The sequence below is a fragment of the Streptomyces sp. TLI_55 genome (assembly GCF_900206255.1).
GTDB classification, from domain to species: Bacteria; Actinomycetota; Actinomycetes; order Streptomycetales; family Streptomycetaceae; genus Streptomyces; species Streptomyces aquilus.
The window spans coordinates 3,918,801-3,944,768 of record NZ_OAOJ01000001.1; the positions used below are offsets into that span (position 1 = coordinate 3,918,801).

General features: G+C 71.3%; 22 protein-coding genes and 1 tRNA gene. 9 read left to right on the plus strand and 14 right to left on the minus strand.

Translation table 11 applies throughout. The features are described from left to right. Positions 1-143 precede the first annotated feature (143 nt). The 4 genes from CRP56_RS18015 to CRP56_RS18030 all read left to right on the plus strand — a co-directional run bounded on the left by CRP56_RS18015 (position 144) and on the right by CRP56_RS18030 (position 4,971). Positions 144-1,382 (plus strand): low temperature requirement protein A, encoded by a 1,239-nt coding sequence (locus tag CRP56_RS18015; protein WP_097265278.1) that lies wholly within the window; start codon positions 144-146, stop codon positions 1,380-1,382. A 128-nt stretch (positions 1,383-1,510) separates the two neighbouring features. Beyond that, entirely contained in the window at positions 1,511-2,539 is a 1,029-nt protein-coding gene (locus CRP56_RS18020; protein WP_097265281.1) for a P1 family peptidase, read from the plus strand. Between the two features lie 233 nt (positions 2,540-2,772). Further along, positions 2,773-3,990, plus strand: a complete 1,218-nt coding sequence (locus CRP56_RS18025) for a L,D-transpeptidase (protein ID WP_257040815.1) — start codon at positions 2,773-2,775, stop codon at positions 3,988-3,990. A 234-nt stretch (positions 3,991-4,224) separates the two neighbouring features. Continuing rightward, positions 4,225-4,971 carry a DUF6227 family protein gene (locus tag CRP56_RS18030; RefSeq protein WP_097265285.1) on the plus strand — a complete coding sequence of 249 codons (747 nt, stop codon included), beginning with the start codon at positions 4,225-4,227 and terminating at the stop codon, positions 4,969-4,971. Positions 4,972-5,009: 38 nt separating this feature from the next. Here the strand turns inward: CRP56_RS18030 and CRP56_RS18035 are convergent, their stop codons facing one another. The 5 genes from CRP56_RS18035 to CRP56_RS18055 all read right to left on the minus strand — a co-directional run bounded on the left by CRP56_RS18035 (position 5,010) and on the right by CRP56_RS18055 (position 11,524). Next, positions 5,010-5,261 (minus strand): hypothetical protein, encoded by a 252-nt coding sequence (locus CRP56_RS18035; protein WP_097265287.1) that lies wholly within the window; start codon positions 5,259-5,261, stop codon positions 5,010-5,012. Positions 5,262-5,445: 184 nt separating this feature from the next. After that, positions 5,446-7,590, minus strand: coding sequence for a PTS fructose transporter subunit IIABC (locus CRP56_RS18040; protein ID WP_097265288.1), 2,145 nt, complete (start codon positions 7,588-7,590; stop codon positions 5,446-5,448). 373 nt (positions 7,591-7,963) lie between these two features. Beyond that, positions 7,964-8,911 carry a 1-phosphofructokinase gene (gene pfkB / locus CRP56_RS18045; RefSeq protein ID WP_097265291.1) on the minus strand — a complete coding sequence of 316 codons (948 nt, stop codon included), beginning with the start codon at positions 8,909-8,911 and terminating at the stop codon, positions 7,964-7,966. Beyond that, on the minus strand, positions 8,908-9,669 hold the full coding sequence (locus CRP56_RS18050; protein WP_059196035.1) for a DeoR/GlpR family DNA-binding transcription regulator: 762 nt from the start codon (positions 9,667-9,669) through the stop codon (positions 8,908-8,910). Before CRP56_RS18050 ends, pfkB begins: the two co-directional genes overlap by 4 nt. A gap of 301 nt (positions 9,670-9,970) precedes the next feature. Beyond that, the gene (locus CRP56_RS18055) at positions 9,971-11,524 is read right to left on the minus strand and encodes an MFS transporter (protein WP_097265293.1); all 1,554 of its coding nucleotides are present in this window, start codon (positions 11,522-11,524) and stop codon (positions 9,971-9,973) included. Between the two features lie 62 nt (positions 11,525-11,586). Between CRP56_RS18055 and CRP56_RS18060 the strand changes: the two genes are divergently transcribed. After that, positions 11,587-12,552 (plus strand): helix-turn-helix transcriptional regulator, encoded by a 966-nt coding sequence (locus CRP56_RS18060; RefSeq protein WP_097265295.1) that lies wholly within the window; start codon positions 11,587-11,589, stop codon positions 12,550-12,552. A gap of 144 nt (positions 12,553-12,696) precedes the next feature. Here CRP56_RS18060 and CRP56_RS18065 read toward each other — a convergent pair whose 3' ends face one another. The 3 genes from CRP56_RS18065 to CRP56_RS18075 form a co-directional block, all read right to left on the minus strand. Next, on the minus strand, positions 12,697-13,329 hold the full coding sequence (locus CRP56_RS18065) for a TetR/AcrR family transcriptional regulator (RefSeq protein WP_097265298.1): 633 nt from the start codon (positions 13,327-13,329) through the stop codon (positions 12,697-12,699). A 520-nt stretch (positions 13,330-13,849) separates the two neighbouring features. Then, entirely contained in the window at positions 13,850-14,848 is a 999-nt protein-coding gene (locus tag CRP56_RS18070) for a sigma-70 family RNA polymerase sigma factor (RefSeq protein WP_097265300.1), read from the minus strand. 535 nt (positions 14,849-15,383) lie between these two features. Beyond that, a complete protein-coding gene (locus CRP56_RS18075; protein ID WP_257040816.1) occupies positions 15,384-16,199 on the minus strand; it encodes a dioxygenase family protein in 816 nt (271 codons plus the stop codon). 134 nt (positions 16,200-16,333) lie between these two features. Between CRP56_RS18075 and CRP56_RS18080 the strand changes: the two genes are divergently transcribed. Continuing rightward, the gene (locus CRP56_RS18080; RefSeq protein WP_097265304.1) at positions 16,334-16,825 is read left to right on the plus strand and encodes a MarR family winged helix-turn-helix transcriptional regulator; all 492 of its coding nucleotides are present in this window, start codon (positions 16,334-16,336) and stop codon (positions 16,823-16,825) included. Positions 16,826-16,919: 94 nt separating this feature from the next. Here the strand turns inward: CRP56_RS18080 and CRP56_RS18085 are convergent, their stop codons facing one another. Both CRP56_RS18085 and CRP56_RS18090 read right to left on the minus strand, forming a co-directional pair. Beyond that, on the minus strand, positions 16,920-18,461 hold the full coding sequence (locus tag CRP56_RS18085; protein ID WP_097274187.1) for an MFS transporter: 1,542 nt from the start codon (positions 18,459-18,461) through the stop codon (positions 16,920-16,922). A gap of 122 nt (positions 18,462-18,583) precedes the next feature. Next, positions 18,584-19,225, minus strand: coding sequence for a TetR/AcrR family transcriptional regulator (locus tag CRP56_RS18090; RefSeq protein WP_179851049.1), 642 nt, complete (start codon positions 19,223-19,225; stop codon positions 18,584-18,586). A 290-nt stretch (positions 19,226-19,515) separates the two neighbouring features. On the opposite strand from CRP56_RS18090, the gene CRP56_RS18095 reads away from it, so the two are divergent. The 3 genes from CRP56_RS18095 to CRP56_RS18105 all read left to right on the plus strand — a co-directional run bounded on the left by CRP56_RS18095 (position 19,516) and on the right by CRP56_RS18105 (position 22,948). After that, on the plus strand, positions 19,516-20,802 hold the full coding sequence (locus CRP56_RS18095; protein WP_097265306.1) for a M6 family metalloprotease domain-containing protein: 1,287 nt from the start codon (positions 19,516-19,518) through the stop codon (positions 20,800-20,802). A 306-nt stretch (positions 20,803-21,108) separates the two neighbouring features. Next, positions 21,109-22,803, plus strand: a complete 1,695-nt coding sequence (locus CRP56_RS18100) for an IclR family transcriptional regulator domain-containing protein (protein WP_097265308.1) — start codon at positions 21,109-21,111, stop codon at positions 22,801-22,803. Positions 22,804-22,872: 69 nt separating this feature from the next. After that, positions 22,873-22,948, plus strand: a tRNA-Arg gene (locus tag CRP56_RS18105). Between the two features lie 68 nt (positions 22,949-23,016). On the opposite strand, the gene CRP56_RS18110 is transcribed toward CRP56_RS18105, so the two are convergent. Genes CRP56_RS18110 through CRP56_RS18125 form a run of 4 tightly spaced genes read right to left on the minus strand, consistent with a single transcriptional unit; the run spans position 23,017 to position 25,922 of the window. Continuing rightward, entirely contained in the window at positions 23,017-24,171 is a 1,155-nt protein-coding gene (locus CRP56_RS18110) for a tyrosine-type recombinase/integrase (protein ID WP_097265310.1), read from the minus strand. Continuing rightward, positions 24,171-24,359: a helix-turn-helix domain-containing protein gene (locus tag CRP56_RS18115; RefSeq protein ID WP_097265312.1), complete on the minus strand. Its 189-nt coding sequence runs from the start codon at positions 24,357-24,359 to the stop codon at positions 24,171-24,173. The genes CRP56_RS18110 and CRP56_RS18115 overlap by 1 nt, the downstream gene beginning before the upstream one ends. Continuing rightward, positions 24,356-25,735 carry a replication initiator protein RepSA gene (gene repSA, locus CRP56_RS18120; protein ID WP_097265319.1) on the minus strand — a complete coding sequence of 460 codons (1,380 nt, stop codon included), beginning with the start codon at positions 25,733-25,735 and terminating at the stop codon, positions 24,356-24,358. The genes CRP56_RS18115 and repSA overlap by 4 nt, the downstream gene beginning before the upstream one ends. Beyond that, the gene (locus CRP56_RS18125) at positions 25,728-25,922 is read right to left on the minus strand and encodes a hypothetical protein (protein WP_097265320.1); all 195 of its coding nucleotides are present in this window, start codon (positions 25,920-25,922) and stop codon (positions 25,728-25,730) included. The genes repSA and CRP56_RS18125 overlap by 8 nt, the downstream gene beginning before the upstream one ends. Positions 25,923-25,968 lie beyond the last annotated feature (46 nt).

Sequence of the window (25,968 nt, forward strand, 5' to 3'; positions counted from 1 at the left end):
TGCGGGACCAACGTCCCGACACCGCGCGGCCCGGAAAGCGGCCGGTCCAGCTGACCTGGCGCTTTCTCCGGGCCTTTGGACCCCTGACCGCTTGTGAATCCGTTCACAAGAATTTCTGGCCGGTATCTGATGTGCTTGGACGCATGACGTCCAGTTCGACTCCGTCCCCGGCGCCTTCCGACGCGCACGCCCCCCGTAGCCCTCTGCGCCGGCTCAGCGCCCGCGGGCGCGACGAGGCCCATCGGGTCGCCTCTCCTCTGGAGCTCTTCTTCGACCTGTGCTTCGTGGTGGCCATCGCCCAGGCGGGCGTGCAACTGGTGCACTCCATCGCCGAGGGGCACGCCGGCGAGGGCATCCTCAACTACGCGATGGTCTTCTTCGCCATCTGGTGGGCCTGGATGAACTTCTCCTGGTTCGCCTCGGCGTACGACAACGACGACGTCCTGTACCGGGTCGTCACCCTGATCCAGATCGCCGGCGTGCTGGTGCTCGCGGCCGGGGTGTCGCGGGCCTTCGAGGACCACGATTTCCTGGCCGTCTGGCTGGGCTATGTGATCATGCGGCTCGCCCTGTCCGCGCAGTGGATACGCGTGGCGCTGTCCACTGAGGGTGCGGAGCGGACGATGGCCCTGCGGTACGCCATCGGCGTGCTGCTCTGCATGGTCGGCTGGACGGGGCTCGTGGTCCTGCCCGAGGGGGCGCGGCCGTGGGTGTTCCTCGTGATGGCGGTGATCGAGATGTGCGTGCCGATGTACGCGGAGAAGGACTTCAACTCCTCCTGGCATCCGCACCACATCGCCGAGCGGTACGGGCTGTTCACCATCATCGTCCTCGGCGAGACGATCGCCGCGGCCACGATCGCCGTGAAGTCCGCCGTCGACGAGAACGACGCGCTCGGCGAACTGCTGCCGATCGCCACGGGCGGGCTGCTGATCGTGTTCGCGGCGTGGTGGATCTACTTCGTCGTGCCGATCCACGGCAGGCTGCGCAGCAACAGGCAGGCGTTCCTGTGGGGCTACGGCCACTACCTGATCTTCGCCTCGGCCGCCGCGATCGGCGCCGGGCTGGAGGTGGCGGTCGAACAGGCCGTCGGCAAGGCCCACATCTCCACGCTGGCCGCGTCGGCCGCCGTGACGCTGCCGACGGCGCTGTATCTCCTCACCGTCTGGGCCCTGCACTCGCGCTACTTCAAGGTGGGCACCGCACAGCAGCTGGTGCTGCCGGTCACGGCGCTGCTGGTCATCGCCTCCACGTTCCTGGGCGACTGGGCGGTCCTCGCGGCCGGCGTCGTCTCGGCGCTCGCGGTCGCGACGGGGACGACGCTGACGGCGCGCATGGTGGCCCGGGAGAGCCGGGAGGCGGCAGCGGCACCGGTCGGGTGATGTGCCGCCGACGCCCGCGTCGGTGCCGGTGCCGCGTGGGTGGGCCGGTGCCGGTGCGGCGCGGGTGGGCCGGTGCCGGTGCCGCGCGGGTGGGCCGGTGCCGGTGCGGCCTGGACGAGACTGGTGGCATGACAGTTGACGCTCTGACGGATGTCGCCGGTGTGCGCGTGGGACACGCGACGCGCACCGGTGACGGTTGGCTGACCGGCACCACTGTGGTGCTCCCCCCGGAAGGCGGCGCCGTCGCCGCCGTGGATGTGCGCGGGGGCGGGCCCGGCACCAAGGAGACCGACGCCCTCGACCCCCGCAACGTCGTGCAGAAGGCCGAGGCGATCGTCCTGACGGGCGGCAGCGCGTACGGGCTCGACGCCGCGAGCGGTGTGATGGCGTGGCTGGAGGAACAGGGGCGCGGGGTGCGGGTCGGGGCGGATCCGACGCATGTCGTTCCCGTCGTACCGGCCGCCTGCGTCTTCGATCTCGGGCGGGGCGGCGACTTCCGGGCGAGGCCGGATGCGGCGCTGGGGCGGGCGGCGGTGGAGGCGGCCGCGGCGAGCGCGCCCGGGGCGCGCGTACGGGAAGGAGGCGTGGGCGCGGGCACGGGCGCCGCTGTCGGGCCGATGAAGGGCGGGATCGGCAGCGCGAGCGTCGTGCTCGGGTCGGGGATCACGGTCGCCGCGCTGGTAGTGGCTAACGCGGCGGGGTCCGTGATGGATCCGGAAACAGGCGTTCTGTACGGGGAGTTGTTCGCGGGGCGCGTGGACTACCCGGAGGCGCATGTCCACGAGGCCGCGCGCCGGCGCCTTGCCGAGACCGCGGCGAAGAACGCGCCTCCCCTCCTGAACACCACGCTCGCGGTCGTAGCCACGGACGCGGACCTGTCCAAGGCGCAGGCGCAGAAGCTCGCGGGCACGGCGCACGACGGGATCGCGCGTGCCGTGCGGCCGGTGCACCTCCTGAACGACGGCGACACGGTGTTCAGTCTGGCGACGGGGCAGCGCGCGCTCGACGCCGAGCACCCCCTGGCGCTGAACGAGCTCCTCGCGGCGGGCGCCGACATGGTGACGCGCGCGATCGTGCGTGCCGTGCGTGCGGCCGAGTCGGTGAGTGGGCCGGGTGGGGAGTGGTTGTCGTACGGGGAATTGTACGGGGGTCGGTGACGGGGGCGGGGCGGGGCGCCCGCGCTCTCGCCGCGCCGGTGCGCGGAACACCCCGCGGCGGTGGTGCCGAGGTGCTCCTCGGCCGGCAGGTGGCTCATTTCGTGTGGTGATTGTCCCGGTTGTGTCACGCGATGTCGTTCAGCGCGCTCGCAGGGAACCCGATCGGCCATGCATGCGCTCTTCGTCCACGCACTGGAGCGGATCACGCACATCACATGAATCGGGAGCAGCTCGTGACAACGCCGGACATAGCAAAGCGGCGCGCGCTGGGGGCCTGTGCCGTCCTGGCGGTCGGCGCCCTCACCCTCACCGCGTGTGGCGGCGGCGCCGACGGCAAGAACGACGGCAAGGGCGCCGGGGACTCCCCGAAGACGTCGGCGGCGAAGATCGTCATCTCGGCGAAGGACGGTTCGACGGGCGCGTCGATCAACACCACCGGGGTGAAGGTCAGCGAGGGCGCGCTGACCGGAGTGAAGATGAAGGTGGCCGGGACGGGGCAGGACGTGCCGGGCACGCTCGCCGCGGGCGGGGGGAGTTGGAAGCCGAAGGAGCAGTTGGAGCGGGGCACGAAGTACGAGATATCGGCGACCGCGAAGGACGCCGACGGTCGCGCCACCTCCGCGGACTCGACGTTCACCACGGTCAGCAAGGCGAACAGCTTCATCGGGACGTACACGCCGGACGGCGGTACGACGGTGGGGGTCGGGATGCCGGTGTCGTTCAGTTTCGACAAGGCGATCAGTGACAAGAAGGCCGTGCAGTCGCACATCACGGTCTCCTCCAGCAGCGGGCAGCAGGTGGTCGGACACTGGTTCGGGTCGCAGCGGCTCGACTTCCGGCCGCAGGAGTACTGGAAGGCCGGCTCCAAGGTCACGATGAAGATCGACCTGGACGGCGTGAAGGGCGCGAACGGCGTCGTCGGGGTGCAGAAGAAGACCGTCAGCTTCACGATCGGGCGTTCGCAGGTCTCCACGGTCGACGTGAACACGCAGACCATGACGGTCGTGCGCGACGGCAAGACCCTCAAGTCGGTGCCCATCTCGGCGGGCAGCCCGGAGTTCACCACCTACAACGGGCAGATGGTGATCTCCGAGAAGTTCAAGAAGCTGAGGATGGACAGCCGGACGGTCGGACTCAAGAACGCCTACGACATTCCGGACGTGCCGCACGCGATGCGTCTGACGCAGTCGGGGACGTTCGTCCACGGCAACTACTGGTACAAGAAGTCCAATCCGCCCTTCGGCCGGACCGGCACCAGCCACGGGTGTGTGGGGCTGCAGGACGTGCAGGGTGGCTCGGCGGCGACGAACGCCAAGTGGTTCTACGACAACTCCATCCTCGGGGACGTCGTGATCGTCAAGCACTCCCCCGACAAGTCGGTGGCGCCGGACAACGGACTCAACGGCTGGAACATGTCGTGGAGCGAGTGGACCGCGGGAAGCGCCGGGTAAGCGCCGGCGGGGTACCCGGGCGCCCCTCGGGCGCCCATGCGCCGTCCAGCTGCCGCCGCACGCCAAGTGCCTTCTGACCGGCTGTTTTTGACGGATCTTCGGGCCGCGTGGGAACTTCTCACGCGGCCCGGGCGTTTTCTGTACGCACGTTTTCTCGGTTCCCGGACATGATGTCCGACCGAGGGGCTACGGTATGCACCCACAAGGTGACATGCAGCAACGCCGGGAGAAACCTTGAGCGTTCCGTACGAGACGGCAGCGTACGAGCCACGCGAGTCGCCCGAGTCTCCGGAGGAGCACCTCGCGCGGCTCCTCGGCCGCGCGCTGAACTCCTTCGAGCTGCCCGACGAGGTGATACAGCGCCTCGACTGCGCGCTGGCGCACGACAGCTCGCTGCACTCCGCGCACCACAGCGCGGGGCTGCACCGCGAGACGTACCGCCACGCCTGGCTGCTCGCCGACGGTTCCGCGCTCACGCTGTGGGAGCTCGTCCACAACACCGCGCCGGGCAGCGAGCCGCAGCACGAGGTGTACGTCGACGAGGAGGAGCTGCGCGCGGCCACGGCCCGGCTGCCGTTGCCCGCGGACACCCCCGACTTCGAGCTCCCGGTGACGGTGCAGCTGTCGCCGATCCCCGCGCCCCGGCACGCGTATGTGCCCGACGACTCCGCGGACCACGCGCGCCGGCTCCTGCGCCGCGCGGAGAACCCGGACCGGCCGGGCGCGGAGACGGCGGCGCTGCTGGCGAACGCGTTCGCGCACCAGATCACGCAGGCGTTCGGACGGCCGTGCCGCGCGGGGCGTATCGGGCTGTGCTTCTCGCTCTACGAGCACGCGTTCCTGCTGCGCGACGGTGAGGAGGTCTCCCTGTGGGAGGTCGAGCACACGGCCACGCCCGACGGGCGGCACATGTGCGAGGTGTACGTCTCGGAGGACGCCGCGCGGGACGCGATGGAGCGGCGGGCAGCGCGCGTCTCGTGACGCGCACCGGCGTGGCGAGCGGGTGAGCGCTCGAGTGGTCAGCGGCCGTCGCTGAGCTGTCGTACCAGCCCTGCGAAGGCGTCCCGTTCCGCCGGGGTCAGCTGGACGGCCTCCAGGTCGGGGCCGGCCTGCCGCTGGTACGGAAGCCCCTGGAGGGCGTGGCCAGGGCCCCACAGGGCGGCCGCGCGGCCGCGGCGCAGGACTCGGGTCAGGCCGATCGCCCAGACGACGGTCGCCAGGGCGAGGACGGCCATGCCCGTCAGCTGGTAGATCGAGACGTGCTCAGGCATGCGCCCCAGTAGACACCACGGTCCGGGACTTTGGTCCCGGACCGTGACGTATCTCGCAGGTGCCGTGAACAACTCACAGCGACCGAAAGGGACATGCGCAGGGCGAAAACGGCTGCGGCCGGCCGCAACCCTGTCCCGCCAGGGCTGCGGCCGACCGCCGTCGGTGCCGGTGCCGGTGCCTCCGTTACGCCGCCACCGGCTGCTTCTGCTCGGCCGCCGGAGCGGACGCGGGGGCGTCGGAGGCGGGGGCAGCGTCTCCCGGGGCCGTCTTGCGCAGGCCCTTGAGGAGGATCACCAGGCCCGCCGTGACGGCCGTACCGATCGCGATGGCCAGCAGGTACAGGAACGGCTTGCCGATGAGGAAGGTGACCCAGATGCCGCCGTGCGGGGCGCGCAGGGTGGAGCCGAAGGCCATGGTCAGCGCGCCGGTGACCGCGCCGCCCGCCATGGAGGCGGGGATGACGCGCAGCGGGTCGGCCGCGGCGAACGGGATGGCACCCTCGGAGATGAAGGAGGCGCCGAGGACCCAGGCCGCCTTGCCGTTCTCGCGCTCGGTCTCGGTGAACAGCTTCTTGCGGACGGTGGTGGCGAGGGCCATGCCCAGCGGGGGCACCATGCCGGCGGCCATCACGGCGGCCATGACCTTCATCGCCGAGTCGCTCGGGTCCTGTACGGCGATGCCGGCGGTGGCGAAGGCGTAGGCGACCTTGTTGACCGGGCCGCCCAGGTCGAAGCACATCATCAGGCCGAGGAGGATGCCGAGCAGGATGGCGTTGGTGCCGGAGAGGCCGTTGAGCCAGTCGGTCATGGCCTCCTGCGCGTTGGCGATCGGCTTGCCGATCACGATGAACATCAGGAAGCCGACGACGATCGACGAGATCAGCGGGATCACCACCACCGGCATGATGCCGCGCAGCACCGGTGGGATCTTGACCTTCTGGATGGCGAGGACGACGCCACCGGCCAGCAGACCGGCGACCAGGCCGCCGAGGAAGCCGGCGGCGATGTTGACGGAGATCATGCCGCCGACGAAGCCGGGCACGAGGCCGGGACGGTCGGCCATGCCGTAGGCGATGTAGCCGGCGAGGACGGGGATCAGGAAGCCGAAGGCGACGCCGCCGATCTGGAAGAGCAGGGCGCCCCAGCTGTCGACCTGGCCCCAGTCGAAGTGGTCCATGACCGGCTTGGCCTCGTTGATCTGGTAGCCGCCGATCGCGAAGCCGAGGGCGATCAACAGACCGCCGGCCGCGACGAACGGGACCATGTAGCTCACGCCGGTCATCAGCCACTTGCGGAGCTTGGTGCCGTAGCTGTCGCCGGCGTCGCCCGCGCGCTCGACCGGCGTGGAGCCGGTTCCGGGGGCGCCCGTGACCTCACCGCGCGCCGCCTTGCCGCGCACCTCGGTGATGAGCTCGGCGGGGCGGTTGATGCCCGCCTTCACGCCGACGTCGACGGTCGGCTTGCCGGCGAAGCGGTCCTTGTCGCGTACGGGGACGTCGTGGGCGAAGATCACGCCGTCCGCCGCCTCGATGACGGCCGGGTCGAGCCGGGTGAAGCCGGCCGAGCCCTGCGTCTCGACGACGAGTTCGACGCCCGCCTCGCGGCCCGCGCTCTCCAGGGACTCGGCCGCCATGTAGGTGTGGGCGATGCCGGTCGGGCAGGAGGTGACGGCGACGATGCGGAAGGGGCGCGCACCGGAGGCGTCCGCCGCGCTCGCGTCCGCCGCGCTCGCGTCCGTGGCGCCCGGCGCCGGAGCGGTCGCGCCGTCCGGTGCCGGGGCCGCGGTTCCCGTGGCGGTGTCGGCGGAGGCCGCCGCCGACACCGCCACGGAGTTCGAGGAGGCACCCGCGGGGGCGCTCGCGGATGCGCCGGGCGCGTCCGCCTCCGGCGCGTCCCCGCGGATGAGCGCCGCCGCAGCCGCCGCGTCGCCCGCCGCGCGCAGTGCGTCGGTGAACTCCGTGTTCATCAGCTGCCGCGCCAGCGACGACAGGATCGTCAGGTGGGCGTCGTCGGCGCCGGCCGGCGCGGCGATGAGGAAGATCAGGTCGGCGGGGCCGTCCGCCGCGCCGAAGTCGATCCCGGCGGCGCTGCGCCCGAAGGCGAGCGTCGGCTCGGTGACGTGCGCGCTGCGGCAGTGCGGGATGCCGATGCCGCCGTCGAGGCCGGTCGGCATCTGGGCCTCGCGGGCGGCCACGTCGGCGAGGAAGCCGTCCAGGTCGGTCACCCGGCCCAGGGCCACCATGCGCTCGGCGAGGGCACGGGCCGCCGCTTCCTTGGTGTCGGCGGACAGGTCGAGATCGACCAGGTCCGCGGTGATCATGTCGCTCATCGCGGGCTCCTTCGCACGCGTATCGCCCGGGGAGTGGAGTGGGCGGGGGCGGGGACGGGGGTGCAGTGGGGGGTCTTGGGGGTGAGTTCGAAGGTGAACTCAGCGGTGAGTTCGGGGGCGAACTCGGGGGTGGTGGGGGCGAGGCCGGGGAAACCTCGGCCCCGTCGGGCGGCAGGGCGGCTCAGGTGGCCCCGCTTCCCGCAGGCCGCGACGAGTAACGGGGAGCCTCGCCGCTTCATGGCCGGTCCACTGGGGAGTGCCGGGGGTGTGGACGACGCCGAGCGATCCAGGTCGGGCGCCGTGAGCGCCGTAGAGGCAGAGGCCGAATCGTGCGCCTCCGGTGCCCTCACGCCCGTACGAGCGGAGCGTTTCGTCATGTCACCGGCTCCTTCAGTACGCGGTCCGTCGGGACCTCAGCCGTCACCGTCACCGCGGCCGGGTCCAGGTCGGACGGGGTCGGCATGACGCTGCCGGGGAGTTGTACGGCGGCGGCGCCGTGGGCGACCGCCGAGGCGAGGGCCTCCGGGCCGCTGCCGCCGGCGATGAGGAAGCCGGCGAGGGAGGAGTCGCCGGCGCCCACGTTGCTGCGGACGACGTCCACGCGGGCGCTCGCGAACCAGGTGCCCGAGCCGTCCACGAGGAGCTGTCCGTCGGCGCCCAGGCTCGCGAGCACGGCGCGTGCGCCCATCTCGCGCAACTCCTCGGCCGCCTTCACGGCGTCGCCCACCGTGGACAGGGGGCGCCCGACGGCTTCCGCGAGCTCCTCGGCGTTCGGCTTCACCACGTCGGGACGTTCGCGCAGCGCCTCCAGGAGCGCACGCCCCGAGGTGTCCAGCGCGATACGCGCGCCCCCGGCGTGCGCCCGCGCGACCACATCGGCGTACCACGACGGCGCGAGCCCCCGCGGCAGGCTCCCGCAGCACGCGATCCAGTCCGCGTCCCGCGACTGCGCCCGCACCGTCTCCAGGAGCAGCTCCTGCTCCTGCGCCGACAGCTCGGGACCGGGCGCGTTGATCTTCGTCAGTACGCCGTCGGACTCGGCCAGCGCGATGTTGGAGCGGGTGGCGCCCGCGACCGGGACCGGCGCGACCTCGATGCCCTGCGCGTCGAGCAGATCCGCCACGAGCGCCCCCGGCGCACCACCCAGGGGCAGGACCGCGACCGTGCGCCGTCCGGCGGCCGCCACGGCGCGCGAGACGTTCACGCCCTTGCCGCCCGGGTCCATGCGTTCGCCGGTGGCGCGGATGACCTCGCCGCGCTCCAGGGCGGGAACCTCGTAGGTGCGGTCCAGGGACGGGTTCGGGGTGACGGTGAGGATCATGCGCGCACTACTTCCGTGCCGCCGCGCTCGATGGCGGTGGCGTCTTCGGGGCTCAGCCCGCTGTCGGTGATCAGCAGGTCCACGTCGCTCAGGTCGCCGAAGCGGGCGAAGTGCTCCTGGCCGTGCTTGGAGGAGTCGGCGAGCAGCACGACCCGGCGGGCGGCGGCGATCGCCGCGCGCTTCACCGCGGCCTCGGCGAGGTCGGGGGTGGTGAGGCCATGGTCGGCGGAGAAGCCGTTGGCCGCCACAAAGAGGACATCGGCCCGGATCTCGCCGTACGCGCGGAGCGCCCAGGCGTCGACGGCGGCGCGCGTGCGGTGTCGTACGCGCCCTCCGACGAGGTGGAGCTGGATGCCCGGGTGGTCCGCGAGGCGGGCCGCGATCGGCAGGCTGTGCGTGACGACGGTGAGCGCGGCCTCCAGCGGGATGGCGCCGGCCAGGCGGGCGACCGTGGTGCCGGCGTCGAGGATCAGGGTGCCCTCGGTCGGCAGTTCGGCGACGGCCGCCTTGGCGATGTGGTCCTTCTCGTCGGCCGCCGTCGTCTCGCGCTCGGCGAGGTCAGGCTCGAAGTCGAGGCGCCCGGCCGGGATGGCACCGCCATGCACCCGGCGAAGCAGGCCGGCGCGGTCGAGGGCCTTGAGGTCCCGGCGGATCGTCTCCGCGGTGACCTGGAACTCCTCGGCCAGCGACACCACGTCCACTCGCCCGCCGTCACGCGCGAGCCGGAGGATCTCCTGCTGCCGCTCCGGTGCGTACATGTCCGCTCGCCTCCGACTCGATGTCCGGCCGTGTCCGGCTTGATGTCCGAATTGCCGCCCGACCTGATGTCCGACTTGCCATCCGGCTTGATGTCCGGTCGCTTCCGACCAGTGCCCGAACTTGTGGTTTCGCTGGGAGGCTACGCCCGGATTTCAGGAAAGTAAACAGGTTCGGGCCTGATTCGGGCATGAACGGACTTCCGGTCAGGTTGAAGGCGTACGGAAGACCCGCACCAGACATGCGGAAGGCCCGGCGCCCACAGGGCGCCGGGCCTTTCTCCACTTCCCCAGGCTTCTCGGGTCAGACCAGCTGCGGCTCCGACTCCTCCCCCGCCCCCTCCAGATGCTGCGCCCCCCGCTTGGGCAGCGCGAACATCAGCAGGAAGATCAGGGCCATGATCGCCGCGACCCAGCCCAGCGCGTGCTGGAAGGCGTCCACGAAGACCGGGCCCACCTGCTCGCGGCGCAGCACGTCCGGGATCTCGTTGAAGAAGACGACCGAGACCAGGCCGAGCCCGAGCGCGTTGCCCATCTGCTGCACGGTGTTGATCAGGCCGGACGCCGAACCCGCGTGCTCGCGCGGTACGCCCGACAGCACCATGTCCGTCAGCGGGGCGAAGATCAGGCCCATGCCGAGGCCCATCACGACCAGCGGGAGGGCCATCTGCCAGGGGGCGATGGCGGTGCCGTACCGGCCGGCCTCCCAGAGGTAGAGCAGGACGCCCGCGACCATGGTCAGCGCGCCGGACTGCAGGACCGTACGGCCTCCCACGCGGGGGACCAGCTTCTGCACCGACAGGCCCGCCGCCGTGGAGACGGCGATCGAGAACGGCACCCCGGTCAGGCCCGCCTTGAGCGGCCGCCAGCCCAGTCCGACCTGCATGTACATCGTCCACACCAGGAAGAAGATGCCGAGGCCGATACCGAAGACGGTCTGGACGGCGACGCCCGCGGCGAAGCTCTTCACACGGAACAGGGACAGCTCGATGAGCGGGGAGCCGTCGCGGGCGGTCTTGCGCTTCTCGTACGTCACCAGCGCGGCGAGGACGACGAACGCGCCGGCCATCGACACGTACCCCCACAGCGGCCAGCCCAGCTCACGGCCGCGGGTCAGCGGGTAGAGCAGCATGAGCAGGCCCAGAGTCACCAGGGCGACGCCGACCAGGTCGAGCTTCAGGGCGCGCGGGGCCTTCGACTCGGTGATGTAGCGGCTGCCGAGGATCAGGCCCGCGATGCCGACCGGGAGGTTGATGAGGAAGATCGGGCGCCATTCCAGGCCGAAGAGGTTCCACTCCGTCAGCAGCGCGCCCAGCAGCGGGCCGGACACCGCGCCCAGGCCGACGATCGCGCCGAACAGGCCGAAGACCTTGCCGCGCTCCTCCGCCGGGAACGTCGCGTGCACGATCGACAGCACCTGCGGCACCATCAGCGCCGCCATGCCGCCCTGCAGCAACCGGGAGGCGACCAGCATCTCCGGGTTCGCGGCGAGGCCGCACAGCGCGGAGGCGAGGGTGAAGCCGCCGATGCCGATGAGGAACAGCCGCTTGCGGCCGTGGATGTCGCCGAGGCGTCCGCCGGTGATCAGGCCCGCGGCGAAGGCGAGGGCGTAGCCGGCCGTTATCCACTGGATCTGGCTGACGCTCGCGCCCGCCTCGGCCCGGATGGACGGGAGGGCGATGTTGACGATCGTGACGTCGACGAGGTCCATGAAGGCCGCGGTCATCACGATCGCGAGAGCGAACCAGCGACGCCGGTCGGCCGCCGGCACAGGCGAGGACACGGGCGAGGACACGGGTGACGACGCGGGCGAAGACGCAGGCGTAGGCGTGGAAACCACGGTTTCGGTGGAGGTCATGCACTCAAGCTACGACCGCATTAGGTCAGATCGTGTCCTAGATCTACGGCATCCTCGAACTCATGACGACCGATACTCCGGCCCGGCTTCTCCAGCTCCTCTCCCTCCTCCAGACCCCGCGGGAATGGCCCGGCGGCGAGCTCGCCGACCGGCTCGGGGTGTCCCGCCGTACCGTGCGGCGGGACATCGACCGGCTGCGGGAGCTGGGCTATCCCGTGCAGGCGAGCAAGGGGTCCGACGGCGGCTACCGGCTCGTCGCGGGCAAGGCGATGCCGCCGCTCGTCCTCGACGACGAGGAGGCGGTCGCCATCGCGGTCGGGCTGCGGGCGGGCGCCGGGCACGCGGTCGAGGGGGTCGACGAGGCGTCCGTGCGGGCGCTGGCCAAGCTGGAGCAGGTGCTGCCGTCCCGGCTGCGGCACCGGGTCTCCACGCTCCAGGCCGCGACGACCCCGCTGACCAGCGGGGACGGGGCGAGCATCGCGCCCGAGACGCTGACGGTCATGGCGTCGACCGTCGCGGGGCACGAGCGGCTGCGGTTCGCCTACCGCACGAAGGACGGGACCGGGTCGCGGCGGGTCGTGGAGCCGTATCGGCTGGTCTCCACCGGGCGGCGGTGGTACCTCGTCGCGTACGACCTCGATCGCGAGGACTGGCGTACGTTCCGGGTCGACCGGGTGAGCGAGCCGTTCGCGACGGGGGCGCGGTTCGCTCCGCGGGAGTTGCCCACGGGGAGTGCGGCGGAGTATCTGCGGCAGTCGATGTACCGGCGGCAGGAGACGTACGAGTTCGCCGTCACGTTCGCCGCTCCGGCGGAGGTGGTCGCGGCGCGGGTACCGAGGTGGGTGGGGGTGCCGGAGGCAGTAGGTGAGGGGCGCTGCCGGCTGCGGGGGGAGTCGGGGGACGCGGTGGAGTGGCTGGCGGTCCGGCTGGCGATGACGGGGGTCGACTTCACGGTGGAGTCGCCGGGGGAACTGGTCGAGTGTGTACGGGGGTTGGGGGATCGGTTGGTACGGGCTGCGGGTGGGTGAGGGGTACGAGGCCCGCAGCGAAGTAGCCACCCGAGGCCCCGACCGCGGCCCGAAGCAGCCACCCGAGGCCCCGACCGCGGCCCGAAGTAGCCACCCGAGGCCCCGCCCGCGGCCCGAAGCAGCCACCCGGGGCCCCGACCGCGGCTACTCCCCCTCCCAGGGAAACCCCTCCAACACCCCCAGATTCCGCAACGCCAACTCCGCCGGACCCCCGGGGCCGCTCGCCCGCCGGTCGTCGGCCACCCATGCCTCCACCGCCGTCCGCACCGCCGCGCTCGCGACCGCCGCGGCGAAGCGCAGTTCGGCGCCGGCGACAGGAGCGGCACCGGGAGCGGCAACGTTGTCGCCCCCGTCAGTCCCCCACGCCGCCCGCTCCCCCCGGACCCGCTCCGCCAGCACCTCCCCCAACACCCGCTCCGAATCCCGGCACACCTCCGCCCACACCTTCCCAAGCGCCGGGCTGGAGTCCGCGAGGCGGATCAGCGTGCGGACCCATTCCCAGGACGCGGCGGAGACACCGGCCCCCGGAGTCAGCGTGTGCCGTACCGCGTGTTCCAGGGCCTCCGGCACGGACAGTTCCGCCGGCGCGTCCCGTACCGCTTCCGCCCAGCGCTGGGCGCCTGCCGCGTAGAGCGGGGTGACGGCCTCCTCCTTGGTCGCGAAGTAGCGGTAGAAGGTGCGCGGCGCGATTCCCGCGGCCTGGGCGATGTCCTCGGCGCGAGTGGCGCGCAGCCCGCGGCTGACGAAGAGCCCGGCCGCAGCCCTGGCGATGTCCATCCGCGTCTCGGCTTTCCGTCGCTCGGTCAGCGAGGCCGGAGCGGACCGGGAGGTGGATCGCGAGGCGGAACGGGAGGCGGAACGCGGTGCTGGGGTGGGGCTGCTCACATCGGCAGGCTATGCCCATGTGACACAATCTGCCATCCGGCGGGCCACCCCGGGGTTCAGGTACGGGGTGGCCCGCCGTCCAGCATGCCCGGTCACCGCCGGCAAAGGCAGAGCCGGACCCCAGCGCCCGGGGGGAGGGCGCCGGAGCCCGGCTCTCGGGAGAGTCCCGGCGCCGGGGGGAGTGCGTCGGGACTTGGCTCTCGGGGGCTCCGGGCCGTTGCCCAGGAGCCCGATCTCATCTCACGGACTCACACTGCGGACTCGAAGTGCGGACCCGAACTGCCGTATTCGAACTCTTGGACCCTGAAAGGTTGTTCCCAGCGTCCTGCTCGTTGAAGCGACCCAACTCCGCCATGTTCGCGCCGCCTTGAGACACCCCGCGTACGCGGGCACACCCGCGCCGTGGGGAGCCTTACGCGGCCGCGTCGAACCCGGTGTCCCGGGCCAGCTTCTTCAGTTCCAGCAGGGCGTGCTTCTCGATCTGGCGGATGCGCTCGCGCGTCAGGCCGTGCTCCTTGCCGACCTCGGTGAGCGTGCGCTCCCGGCCGTCCTCGATGCCGTACCGCATCTTGATGATGGAGGCCGTGCGCTGGTCGAGGCGGCCGATCAGGTCGTCCAGCTCCTCGCTGCGCAGCAGCGTCAGGACGGACTGCTCGGGCGAGACCGCGGAGGTGTCCTCCAGCAGGTCGCCGAACTGGGTGTCGCCGTCGTCGTCGATCGACATGTTCAGCGAGACCGGGTCGCGGGCCCAGTCCAGGACGTCCGTCACGCGCTCGGCCGTGGAGCCCAGTTCCTGCGCGATCTCGGCGGGCTCGGGGTCGCGGCCGTGCTCCCGGTTGAACTCGCGCTGGACGCGGCGGATGCGGCCGAGTTCCTCGACGAGGTGGACGGGGAGCCGGATCGTGCGCGACTGGTCGGCTATCGAGCGGGTGATGGCCTGCCGGATCCACCAGGTCGCGTAGGTCGAGAACTTGAAGCCCTTGCGGTAGTCGAACTTCTCCACCGCGCGCACCAGGCCCGCGTTGCCCTCCTGGATCAGGTCGAGCAGGGGGAGGCCGCTGCGGGGGTAGCGGCGGGCGACCGCGACCACCAGGCGGAGGTTGGACCGGATGAAGACGTCCTTGGCCCGCTCGGCCTCGGCGACCAGCGCCTCGAGCTCCTCACGGGTGGCGTCCGCCTTGGACTCCTCGTACCCGTCGAGGACCTGCCGCGCGAACACACCCGCTTCGATCATCTGGGACAACTCGACTTCCTTGGCGGCGTCGAGCAGCGGCGTACGCGCGATCTCGTCGAGATACATGCCGACCAGGTCGCGGTCGGCGATCTCGCCGGCGTGGGCGCGAACGCTGCGTGCCTTGTCGACGGCCTCGCCGGAGGCGGACTGACGACGGGCGACGGCACGGGTTGCCATGCGTGTGCTCCCTTGCGATGTGGGCTGGCGGGTGGTCCTTGGAGGCCTGGTCCCGATGCGGTCGGACTGTCCGGTCCGAAACACCGTCCGGTCTGGCACTGTCCGGTCCGGACTCTCCTCGGGTGCCCTGCTTCCGAAGGAAACAACGACTGGAATCAGGACAGAATTCCCAACCCGTCCCCCTATTTTTCTGATCATGCAGTATCCTGCGCGGCAACACCGTCCGCGGCGGCGCCGACCGGCTCGGCAGAGGTGCAGGTCAGGCCGTGAGTCGAGACCGATCCCGGGCTTCTCATGAACCCCTCCCACCTCCGCATCGGCGAGACGTCCGTCACACCCGGACGCGCTCGCCCTCCCCCGTGAAGACCGCCGTAAGACCGTCGTCCCCGGCCGCCCTCTGCCCCAGAAGACGGCCGACGCCCCTTGATGGTTGCCAGGTCAGCGGACTCCCAGGGAATTCACAGGGACACCACATCCAGCCCTTACACGCGGCGGGGCTCCAGCCCTGACACGCGGCGGGGCGCCGCAGCCCGCCTCAGCCGAACTGCACCGACCGCTTGGCCATCCCCATCCAGAACCCGTCGATCACCGACTTCTGCGCGTCCAGCTCGCCGGAGACCTCGGCGGCGCCCATCGTCACGAAGAGGGGGGCGAAGTGCTCGGTGCGCGGGTGGGCGTAGCGGCCGGCCGGGGCCTTGTGGAGGAAGTCGAGCAGGCCGTCCCAGTCGCGCGCCTCCAGGGCCCGACGGCCCCAGTCGTCGAACTCGGAGGACCAGGTGGGCACTCCCCCGCCGGTGTGGCGGAGCGCGGCGAGGTTGTGGGTGAAGAAGCCGGAGCCGACGATCAGGACGCCCTCGTCGCGCAGCGGGGCGAGCTTGCGGCCGATCTCCATGAGCTTGACGGGGTCGAGGGTCGGCATGGAGATCTGCAGGACCGGGATGTCGGCCTCGGGGAACATCTCGACGAGCGGGACGTAGGCTCCGTGGTCGAGGCCGCGGTCGGGGATGTCCTGGACGGGGGTGCCGGGGGCGCGCAGCAGCTTGCGGACGGACTCGGCGAGCGCGGGCGCGCCGGGGGCGGCGTACCGCACCTGGTAGTAGTGCTCGGGGAAGCCCCAGAAGTCGTAGACGAGGGGGATCGTCTCGACCGTGCCGAGGGCGAGCGGGGCCTCTTCCCAGTGAGCGGAGACCATGAGGATCGCCTTGGGGCGCGGGAGGTCCGCGGACCAGGCGGCGAGTTCGCCGGGCCAGATCGGGTCGTCGGCGAGCGGCGGAGCGCCGTGGCTGAGGTAGAGCGCGGGCATACGCTCCCTGGTCGCGTGGCGGTCTGCGTCCTGGGTTGCGGCCGACATGGCGCTGCTCCCTCCGAAAGGTGTTATATGAACACAGTTTTTCGAGCGTTACTTGAAGTCTAAAAATTCCAATCCCGTGAAACATACCTCCAACTTGTTTAACTTTCAAGGAGCCCTCTCGTACAGTGGAAGACATGGCCGAAGAACCCGTCTGGCTCACCGCCGAGGAACAGCGCGTCTGGCGCTCCTACCTGCACGCCACCACTCTTCTGGAGGACCACCTCGACCGCCAGCTGCAGCGCGACGCGGGCATGCCGCACGTCTACTACGGGCTGCTCGTCGGCCTCGCCGAGGCGCCGCAGCGCCGGCTGCGGATGACCGAGCTGGCGATGAAGGCGAAGATCACCCGCTCCCGGCTCTCGCACGCCATCGCCCGCCTGGAGAAGAACGGCTGGGTCCGCCGCGAGGACTGCCCCTCCGACAAGCGCGGCCAGTTCGCGATCCTCACCGACGCCGGGCACGAGGTGCTGCGCCGCACCGCCCCCGGCCACGTGGGCGCCGTACGCCAGGCGCTGTTCGAGCGGCTCACCCCGGAACAGCAGAAGTCCCTCGGCGAGATCATGGAGATCGTCGCCGAGGGACTCCAGCCCAACGAAGCGGGTGCGGACCTGCCCTGGCTCCGCTGAGCCAGGACAGGTCCTCAAGGGTCGTACGTGCGGAGCGTCCCCATCCCCGCACGTACGACGAGCACGAAGGGGTACGACCGGACGGTCGTCGTCGTCAGTGGGCGACGACCGGGACCGGCACCTCGTCCTCGGCGCCCTCCGCGGAACCGGCCACGGCGCCGGTGTCCGGGCGGCCGGCGTTGACCAGGGTCACCACGATGACCGCGGCGAGCACCAGCATGCCGACGGCGAACCAGATCGCGTTGGTGTAGCCGTGCACCTGGCCCTCGAGAGCGACCAGCTGCTGCTGCGACTTGGAGGTCGCGGAGCCGATGTGGTCCTTGATGTACGCGGTCGTCGCGGACGCGGCGATCGTGTTCAGCAGGGCCGTGCCGATCGCGCCGCCCACCTGCTGCGAGGTGTTGACCATCGCGGAGGCGACACCGGCGTCCCGGGGCTCGACGCCGAGCGTGGCCAGGGACATGGCCGGCATGAACGCCGTACCCATGCCGAGACCGAGCAGCAGCATCGCGGGCAGGATCGTCGAGGCGTACGACGAGCCGATCTCCAGCTGCGTCATCAGCAGCATGCCGACCGCGGCGACCAGGAAGCCGGGGCCCATCAGCAGGCGGGCAGGCAGCCGGGTCATCAGACGGGTGCCGATCTGGGTCGAGCCGACCATCATGCCGACGATCATCGGCATGAACGCGAAGCCGGTCTTGATCGGCGAGAAGCCCTTCACGACCTGGAGGTAGTAGGTCAGGAACAGGAAGGTGCCGAACATCGCGATGATCGCGATACCGAGCGAGAGGTAGATGCCGCCGCGGTTGCGGTCGGTCACCACGCGCAGCGGCAGCAGCGGGGCCTTGACCTTCGCCTCGGTGACGACGAAGGCGATCAGCAGGACCGCGGAGGCGACGAACATGCCCACGGTCACGGAGTCGCCCCAGCCGTTGGACTCGGCGCGGGTGAAGCCGTAGACCAGCGCGACCAGACCCAGGGTGGAGAGCAGGACGCCGGGGATGTCGAGCGGGTTGCGGTTGCGGCCGCCCTCGGGCTCACGGATGACGAAGTACGCGCCGAGCGCGGCGACGATGGCGAACGGGATGTTGACGAAGAACGTCCAGCGCCAGTCCATGTACTCGGTCAGCACACCGCCGAGGATGAAGCCGACGGCACCGCCACCACCGGCGATGGCGCCGTAGATGCCGAACGCCTTGGCACGCTCCTTGGCGTCCGTGAACATCACGGCGAGCAGGGAGAGCGCGGCGGGCGCGAGCAGTGCGCCGAAGGCACCCTGGAGGGCGCGGGCGCCGAACATCATGGCCTCGTTGGTGGCCGCGCCACCGAGCGCGGAGGCGCCGGCGAAGCCGATCAGGCCGACGACGAAGGCCCTCTTGCGGCCCCACAGGTCGGCGATGCGACCACCGAAGAGGAGGAGGCCACCGAAGGCGAGGGCGTAGGCCGTGACGACCCACTGCCGGTTGCCGTCGGAGATGCCGAGGTCCACCTGGGCGGACGGCAGGGCGATGTTCACGATGGTGGCGTCGAGGACGACCATCAGCTGGGCGAGCGCGATGAAGACGAGCGCCTTCCAGCGGTTGGCGTCACCGGACGTGGCCGGTGCGCCGGGAGCCTTGGAGGCTGTTTCGGACATGAGGGTACCCACTTCGGGACTTCGTGACGGAAAAAAGGAGTGGTGAGGGGACGGCCGGTCATCGGTGACGGCCGGTGAGACTCGTTGCGATAGGGACTGCGGTGGCGATCCGAACTAATCGGTCAGGCTCGGCGGAGGTCCTCCATGTTCAGGGCCGTGCCCGGCAGGATGGAGCGGGCCGGGGCCCGCAATCCGTCGAGGAACAGCTGGAGCGTGCGGTGCACGAAACGGTCGGCGACGCCGCAGCCGGTGCCGGCCGGGGGCCGGGACAGCTGGGACACGGCGACCATCACGTCACCGAAACTCACGTCGGCACGGAGCTGACCGGCCGTCCTGGCCCGGTCCATGAGCTCCTCGACGAGGTGCTCGATCCGCTCCCGTGACGCCACCAGGTCGGGGTGGTGCTGGTCGAAGGTGCTCTGCACCATCGGGCACAGGGCGGCGATCCGCTCGTCCGCGGACGCGTGCACGAAGCGCTCCAGCGCCTCGAAGGCGTCCCCGGTCGCGGCGAGCGCGACCTCGGCCGCCTCGGACGTCCGGTCCATCACGGAGCAGACGACCTCGCGGACGAGCGCGTCGCGGTCGGGAAAGTTCCGGTACACCGTGGCGTTGCCGACGCCGGCGCGGCGGGCGATCTCGTCGAGCGGCACATCGGGGCCGAACTCGGTGAACATCTCCCGGGCGGCGGTGACGATCCGCTCCCGGTTGCGCAGGGCGTCGGCGCGGGGCCGGGTCACCTTCTTCTGCACAGTGGTCGCGGTCACGGCGTACTCCTCGGAGTGGGGTGCTTCGGCTGGATGCTTCGGCTGAATCTGCTGACTCTTGCGATCCGGGGAAGAACTCCCCGTTTCGCGCGAACACACTTCTAAACGGGGAGACGCTCCCCGGTTATTTCGGGTTGAGGAGAAGATTTGATGTGACCTGAGTCACATGCACTCCTCCGAGAAACCCACGTTCGGCCCCTCCAGCGCGCGCCCGCGCACCCCTCGACCCAGGGTGATCGAAAGGGTGCAGTCCGTGGTCAGACGGCTGCCGTGGACGGAGAGGGCCGTGCATGCAGCAGACGCAGACCAGCCGTCGGATACGCCCGCGCCGCGTCGCCGCCCTCGTGTCCGTGACCGCGCTGACCCTGGTGGTCAGCACCTCGGCCGGCACGGGCCACCGCACGGCAACCCCCGCACCGGCGGGCGCCGGACCGATCGCCCTGGCCCGCACCTCCGCGCACGGCCCCTGTCTGATCCGCGGCGGCTCCGCGATCCAGATGTCCGAGGGTGTCCCCACCACCGGCGGCTACTCCCGCTCCACCGGCACCGTCCGCGCCCTCACCCTGATGATCGACTTCTCCGACGCCCCGGGCCGCGGCCCCGCCCTCGACCGCTTCCGCGAGTTCTTCCCGCAGACCCAGGAATGGTTCCGCACCAGCTCCTACGGCCGCCTCGACTACCGCCCCGAGACACCGATCCCGACCTGGCTGCGGATGCCGAAGCCCTTCGCGGCGTACGGCATAGAGCGCGGCGCGCCCTTCGACCCCGGCTACCGGGACCTGGTCCAGGACATCGTGGCCGCGGCCGATCCGAAGGTGGACTTCCGGGCGTACGACTTCCTGAACGTGCTGGTCACTCCGAACGCGGGCCCTTCGGCGCTGGACACGGTCCTGTCGGTGACCTTCGCCGGCAACCCGGACGCGCCGGTCGCCGACGGCGTCCCGGTCGCCAACGCGTCCTTCGTCTACTCCCGGCAGGACGACGGCTCCGGCTCCTACGCGCAGACCGGTTACCGGGTGCTGCCGCACGAGAACGGGCACGTCTTCGGCCTGCCCGACCTCTACACGGCGGACGGCGGCGGCGCGGTCGGGCACTGGGACATCATGAGCGAGGACTGGGGCGCCAACAACGACCTCCTCGGCTGGCACAAGTGGAAGCTGGGCTGGCTGGACGCCTCGCAGGTCACCTGTGTGACGGCCCCGGGGACGACGGAGTACACGCTCACCCCGATGGCCCGCGCAGGCGGCTCCAAGCTCCTCTTCATCCCGGTCAGCGGCCGCACCGGGTACGCCGTGGAACTGCGCACCCGCGAGCGCAACGACGAGGCGGTGTGCCGGCCGGGTGCGCTGATCTACAAGGTGAACGCGGACGTCGACACCGGGATGGGCCCGGTCACGGTGTACGACTCCCGCCGCGACAGCGGCGGCTGCACCCGCAGCCCCAACGTCCACGCGGAACTCTCGGACGCCCCGTTCGCCCCGGGCCAGGTCTTCCGTGACCGGAAGCGGCACATCCGGATCGAGGTGGCGGGGGTGGATCTGTCGGGGGACTACCGGGTGCGGGTCACGCGGGGGTGAGGACCGGGGGGCACGGGCGCGAAGGGGCGGGGAGAGACCGGGGCTAGGCGCGGGCCACGGACGCGAAGGGGCGGGGAAAGACCCGGGCTAGGCGCGGGCCACGGACGCGAAGGGGCGGGGAGAGACCGGGGCTAGGCGCGGGCCACGGACGCGAAGGGGCGGGGAAAGACCCGGGCTAGGCGCGGGCCACGGACGCGAAGGGGCGGGGAAAGACCCGGGCTAGGCGCGGGCCATCGACGCGGTCCGGCCCGGATGACGCCCGCCGGATTACCGTAGGGCTCCCGTGACTGCCGTACCGGAGAGCCGATGCCCGCGAAGACGACCCCGACCATGGATGACGCCGTGGATGTGAGGGACCCTGCCGCCGTGCCGGCGGAGGCGGTCGCGCCGTTGATCCGTGGCGTCGCCGTGCTGCGGGAGCTGACCGAGGCGGGCGGGACACTGAGCCCGAGCGCGCTGGAGCGGGCGACCGGCCTCGCGCGCTCCACGGTCGACCGCATCACCGCCACCCTCGCCCGCATGGGGTACGTCCGCCTCGACGGCCGGGACGTGGTCCTCACCCCCCGGCTGATGGAACTGGGCAACGCCTATCTGGCCGCCCTGCGGCTGCCCGCGCTGCTGGACGCGCGGGCCGACGAACTGGCCGACGAGCTCGACGAGTCGGTGTCGCTGGCGGTCGCCGACCGCGACGGCATCCGCTTCATCCATCAGGCCACCCGGCGCCGCGCGATGTCCCTCAGCTTCCGCATCGGCGACCTGCTCCCGGCCGAACGCACCGCGCCCGGCGCCCTGTTCGCGGCGGAGTGGACGGACGCGGACCGGCGGGCGTGGCGGGAGCGCCGGGCGGCGGACCCGCAGGACCGGGGCTTTCCCGCCGTACCGCCCCGCGAACACCCCTGGCTGGACGAGGAGTTCGAGCGCCGGGCGGCCCAAGCGGCCGTTGACGGCTGGGCGTTGGACGACCAGCTGATCGAACCGGGCCTGGTGGCGGTCGCGGTGCCGGTGCGCGACCCGCACACCGGGCGGATCGCGTGCGCGGCGAGCGTCGTCAGCCACACCAGCCGGCACACCGCGGCCGGTCTGCGCGAGACGCTGCTGCCGCGGCTGCGGGTGGCGGTGGCGGACATGGAGCGGGAGCTGCGCCAGATGCGGTCCGCGCCGGAGCCGGGCAGCGGCCCGTCGGACCTGGCCATCTGGACCGGGGCCTCCAAGCAGGAGCTCGGCCGCGGGTTCGTGGAGTCCCTGGCCCGCGGCCTGACCGTGCTGACGGCGTTCGGCGAGGGCCGGGCCGCCCTGACCCTGACGGAGGTCGCGAAGGCGACCGGGCTGGCCCGGGCCACGGCCCGGCGGGCCCTGATCACCTACGAGCACCTGGGTCTCGTCACCGCGACCGCGCACCGCACCTTCACCCTCACCCCGCGGGTGCTGTCCCTGGGCTTCCCGGCGCTCGCCCGGACCTCACTGGCCGAGATCGCGACCCCGCACCTGGCGGACCTGTCCTCCCGCATCCACGAGTCGGCGTCCCTGGCGGTGCTCACCCCGGCCGGCGACGAGATCCAGTACACGGCCCGCGTCGCCACCAACCGCGTGATGAGCGTGAACCTCACCGTCGGCACCCGCCTCCCGGCCTACGCCACCTCCATGGGCCGGGTCCTGCTGGCCGACTTCCCGCGCGGCCGCCGCACCCCGGGCGAACTGCGCCCCCTGACCCCGCACACCGTCACCGACCCCACGGCCCTCGACCGGCTCCTGGCCGAGGTCCACGCCCAGGGGTACGCCCTGGTCGACGAGGAACTGGAGGCGGGTCTGCGCTCGATCGCGGTGCCGGTCCGCGATCACCGGGGCCGGGTGGTGGCGGCGCTGAACACCGCCATGCACACCACCCGCCGCACCCCCACGGAGTGCGTGAGCGACCTGCTGCCCGAACTGCGGGCCACCGCGACGGCGATCGAGCAGGACTTCCACACGGCGGACCGCTTCACCCGCGTCCCCACCGCCTGACCTTCCCAACCCCCATCCCTTATCCGCTAGGCTGGTCGCGGATCTCACCGAGATCCTTGCCGCGTCCCAGCCTTCGTAGCTCAGGGGATAGAGCACCGCTCTCCTAAAGCGGGTGTCGCAGGTTCGAATCCTGCCGGGGGCACCAGGCAAAAGGCCCCGGACCATGATCGGTCCGGGGCCTTTGACATCTACTTCTGACATCAACGAGGGCGGTCACCCGCGATCGGGGCGCCTCTTCCGCAGCAGCCGGTCCATGTGGCTCATGGCCTCGCGCTGGGTGTCCTGGACGACGTGGGTGTAGACGTCCATGGTGATGCTGATCTGGGAGTGGCCAAGGATCTCCATCACGACTCGGGGCGCCACCCCGGCCGCCGTGAGGAGCGTGGCCGTGCCGTGCCGTGCGTCATGCAGCCGGATGACGCGGAGGCCGGCGGACTGGGCGACGCGGGTGAAGGAGCGGTAGACGTTCCTCGGCTCGACCGGTCGGCCCGTGCGGGTGGTGAAGACGTGGGCCGACTCCTGCCACGTTTCGCCCGCCTTGGCCCGAGCAGCTGCCTGCCGCATGCGGTGCCAGCGGAGGGGCGCGATGCAGAGTGCGGGCAGCGGGACGGCGCGGCGACGACGGCTCTTCGGGTCGTCGTCGTAGAGGACGCCACGGCGGCGCTGGGTCTGCTGGCGGACGTAGAGGACCCGGTTGTCGAGGTCGAGGTCAGACCAGCGGAGCCCGACGATCTCGCCCCGGCGTAGGCCCATGGCGATGGCGAGCACGAAGGCGGCGTAGAGCGGATCTTTACGGGACGCGGCGAGGAAGTCGAGCGTCTCGTCCAGGCTCCAGGGCTTCAGCTCCCGGTTGTCCGTGCGAGGTGACTCCACGAGCTTCGCAACGTTGCGCGTGATCAGCTCCTCACGGCAGGCGGAGGACAAGGCCGAGCGCAGAACTCGGTGCGATTCCTTGGCCGTTGCCGCTGTCGTCTGCTTCTCCAGGCGGACGAGGAAGCGGCGGACGTCGGCGACGCCGAGGGATTCAAGTCGCTTCGCGCCGAGTAGTGGTATCAGGTAGAGCCGGACGTGCGCCTCGTACTTGTCGTACGTGCTGAGCTTCCGCCGAGCCTTGATCACGTTGTCGAGCCAGTACGGCAGCCACTCAGACAGTTTGGCCGAGCGAGTCGGCACGGGCACGCCCTGGTCGACCTTGGCGAGCAGTTCCCGGCGCTTCGTGTCGCACTCCTGCCAGGTCTTGCCGTAGGCGAACTTACGAGCCCGGGTGCCGTCCGGCTGGAGCACGTAGACCGCGCACTGATAGCGGCCGTCCTTGCGCTTCGTAATGGTGCCCGCACCGTTGGGGTTCCGCTTGCGCTGACTGGCCATCAGGCGGCCTCCTCGATCTGGCCGAGGATGAAGTCCCGGACGGCGTCGGCGGGGATGCGGCGAGCACCGTCGATCTTGATCGACAGCAGTCGGTGCGAGCGGATCAGGTCGTAAACCTTGGAGCGTCCGACCTTGAGCCGCGCCATAACCTCCGGCACGGTCAGCAGCTCGGCGGTAGCGGTGGTCATGCTGCGGCTCCTTCCTGGGCGAGCTGGTCGCGTATGGCTTCGCGGGCGGTTTCGCGGTTGAGCTGGAGGTCGCGGGCGATGCTGGCGGCGAGGGCCGACTCGCCGGGGGTGTGGCCGTGTCCGGCGTATTGCCAGTCGGTCAGGACGAGGACGGTTTCCGGCTCGATGTCGTCCAGGCCGAGGGCTTCACGTTCTTGGGCGGCGCGGTAGTCGGCGCGGGCCTGGCGGAGTTCGCCGAGGGTGGTGGAGTAGCGGCGTGACTTGGAGCTGAAGTGGCCGCGGAAGCCGAGCATGTGAGCCCACGCCCAGAGGCGGCGGTCTGGGTAGAGAGGGTCGAGGGTCTTGCAGGCCTCGATCAGGCGGCGGGTGTGGTCGGGGACCTGGCGGCGGTCGAGTTCGGAGAGTTCGCCGATGCGGCGGTCGAGGGTGCCGGTGTTCTCGGCGGCCTTGGTGGCGTACTTGGCGACGTAGGAGGCGACGGCCTGTTCGGTGAGGTTGGAGCCGTCACCGAAGGCCTTGACCGGCCGGACGTCGAGTTGAGTGCCCCAGCGGAAGGTGCGGGCCGGTTGGTCGTCGGCGGCCGGGACCGAAACGGAGGTGTATGAGTGCGCGGTGGCGGCCCGGATGGCGTCGGTGAGGAGGTCGACTGTGGCCCAGGCGGGCGGTGGTGTGTCGGGGCCGTCCGGGCCGTCGAGGCGGATCACGGCGTGGAAGTGCAGGGCTCCGCGCTTTTGGAACTCGGCGACCTTGCCGTATGAGACGCGTAGGTGATCGGTGAGTTCGCGGCGGGTGAGGCCGGCGCGGACGGCGATCTCGCGGCGCAGGCGGGTGGTGAAGCGCTGCCAGAGGTCGCCCGCGTGGTTGTTGAACAGAACGGCGCCCGCGTAGTCGTACGTCGCCGGGTCGAGGGCGGTGCCGAGGGCGGGATCGTCGGTCGCGTGGTGGGTGCCGCAGCGGCAGGTTCCTCGGTCGGGCCGGTTGTGGACCGGGCCGAAGGACGGGGCGGTGAGGGTGGCGAAGACGCGCGGGTGATCGCGGACAGTGGCGGGGATGTCGCGGTGGTCGTCTCCAGCGAGCCCGGCGCGGATGAGGTGGTAGGTGTCGCCCGCGTAGGCCCAGGCGCAGGACGGGCAGCGGGACGCGCGGCGGTTGCCGCAGGCGACGCGGAGGCGACCGCCGGGTTCGGACTCGGTGGAGTAGTGGTGCAGGGTCTCGCCGGTCGTCTTGTCCTTGTGCAGGACCCAGCCGGTCAGGTGGATCGGGTCGGCGCAGCCGCCGGTGCGGCGGACCTGGTCTTCCCAGCGGGTGTAGTCGTCGGCCGAAGCCACCCTCAGCAGGTCGCGGAGGGTGGTCGGGTCGAGCAGCTGGTCAGGCACGGGCGCCCTCCCGCATGCGGCGGGTGCGGGTGACGCCGAGGCCCTGGCAGGCCGGGCAGTGCGCGGTGATGGTGCGCAGGTGGCCGTGCCGGTCGCGGCCACCGAGTGTGATGGCGACGGAGGCGAAGCCGTCGCAGTTCGGGCAGATCCGTGCGGGTGTTGTGGTGGCCGGGTTGGGGCCGGTCATGATGGAGGTTCCTTCCGGTTCAAAGATCGGGGGAGGGACGGCGCCC

What these genes read in the sequence shown, in the direction of transcription:
- CRP56_RS18020 (WP_097265281.1), top strand. Translation starts at nt 1,511, where the DNA reads ATGACAGTTGACGCTCTGACGGATGTCGCCGGTGTGCGCGTGGGACAC.
- CRP56_RS18040 (WP_097265288.1), bottom strand. Translation starts at nt 7,590, where the DNA reads ATGAGCGACATGATCACCGCGGACCTGGTCGATCTCGACCTGTCCGCC.
- pfkB (WP_097265291.1), bottom strand. Translation starts at nt 8,911, where the DNA reads ATGATCCTCACCGTCACCCCGAACCCGTCCCTGGACCGCACCTACGAG.
- CRP56_RS18060 (WP_097265295.1), top strand. Translation starts at nt 11,587, where the DNA reads ATGACGACCGATACTCCGGCCCGGCTTCTCCAGCTCCTCTCCCTCCTC.
- CRP56_RS18035 (WP_097265287.1), bottom strand. Translation starts at nt 5,261, where the DNA reads ATGCCTGAGCACGTCTCGATCTACCAGCTGACGGGCATGGCCGTCCTC.
- CRP56_RS18075 (WP_257040816.1), bottom strand. Translation starts at nt 16,199, where the DNA reads ATGTCGGCCGCAACCCAGGACGCAGACCGCCACGCGACCAGGGAGCGT.
- CRP56_RS18125 (WP_097265320.1), bottom strand. Translation starts at nt 25,922, where the DNA reads ATGACCGGCCCCAACCCGGCCACCACAACACCCGCACGGATCTGCCCG.
- CRP56_RS18050 (WP_059196035.1), bottom strand. Translation starts at nt 9,669, where the DNA reads ATGTACGCACCGGAGCGGCAGCAGGAGATCCTCCGGCTCGCGCGTGAC.
- CRP56_RS18110 (WP_097265310.1), bottom strand. Translation starts at nt 24,171, where the DNA reads ATGGCCAGTCAGCGCAAGCGGAACCCCAACGGTGCGGGCACCATTACG.
- CRP56_RS18115 (WP_097265312.1), bottom strand. Translation starts at nt 24,359, where the DNA reads ATGACCACCGCTACCGCCGAGCTGCTGACCGTGCCGGAGGTTATGGCG.
- CRP56_RS18015 (WP_097265278.1), top strand. Translation starts at nt 144, where the DNA reads ATGACGTCCAGTTCGACTCCGTCCCCGGCGCCTTCCGACGCGCACGCC.
- CRP56_RS18095 (WP_097265306.1), top strand. Translation starts at nt 19,516, where the DNA reads ATGCAGCAGACGCAGACCAGCCGTCGGATACGCCCGCGCCGCGTCGCC.
- CRP56_RS18080 (WP_097265304.1), top strand. Translation starts at nt 16,334, where the DNA reads ATGGCCGAAGAACCCGTCTGGCTCACCGCCGAGGAACAGCGCGTCTGG.
- CRP56_RS18100 (WP_097265308.1), top strand. Translation starts at nt 21,109, where the DNA reads ATGCCCGCGAAGACGACCCCGACCATGGATGACGCCGTGGATGTGAGG.
- CRP56_RS18055 (WP_097265293.1), bottom strand. Translation starts at nt 11,524, where the DNA reads ATGACCTCCACCGAAACCGTGGTTTCCACGCCTACGCCTGCGTCTTCG.
- CRP56_RS18070 (WP_097265300.1), bottom strand. Translation starts at nt 14,848, where the DNA reads ATGGCAACCCGTGCCGTCGCCCGTCGTCAGTCCGCCTCCGGCGAGGCC.
- CRP56_RS18085 (WP_097274187.1), bottom strand. Translation starts at nt 18,461, where the DNA reads ATGTCCGAAACAGCCTCCAAGGCTCCCGGCGCACCGGCCACGTCCGGT.
- CRP56_RS18065 (WP_097265298.1), bottom strand. Translation starts at nt 13,329, where the DNA reads ATGGACATCGCCAGGGCTGCGGCCGGGCTCTTCGTCAGCCGCGGGCTG.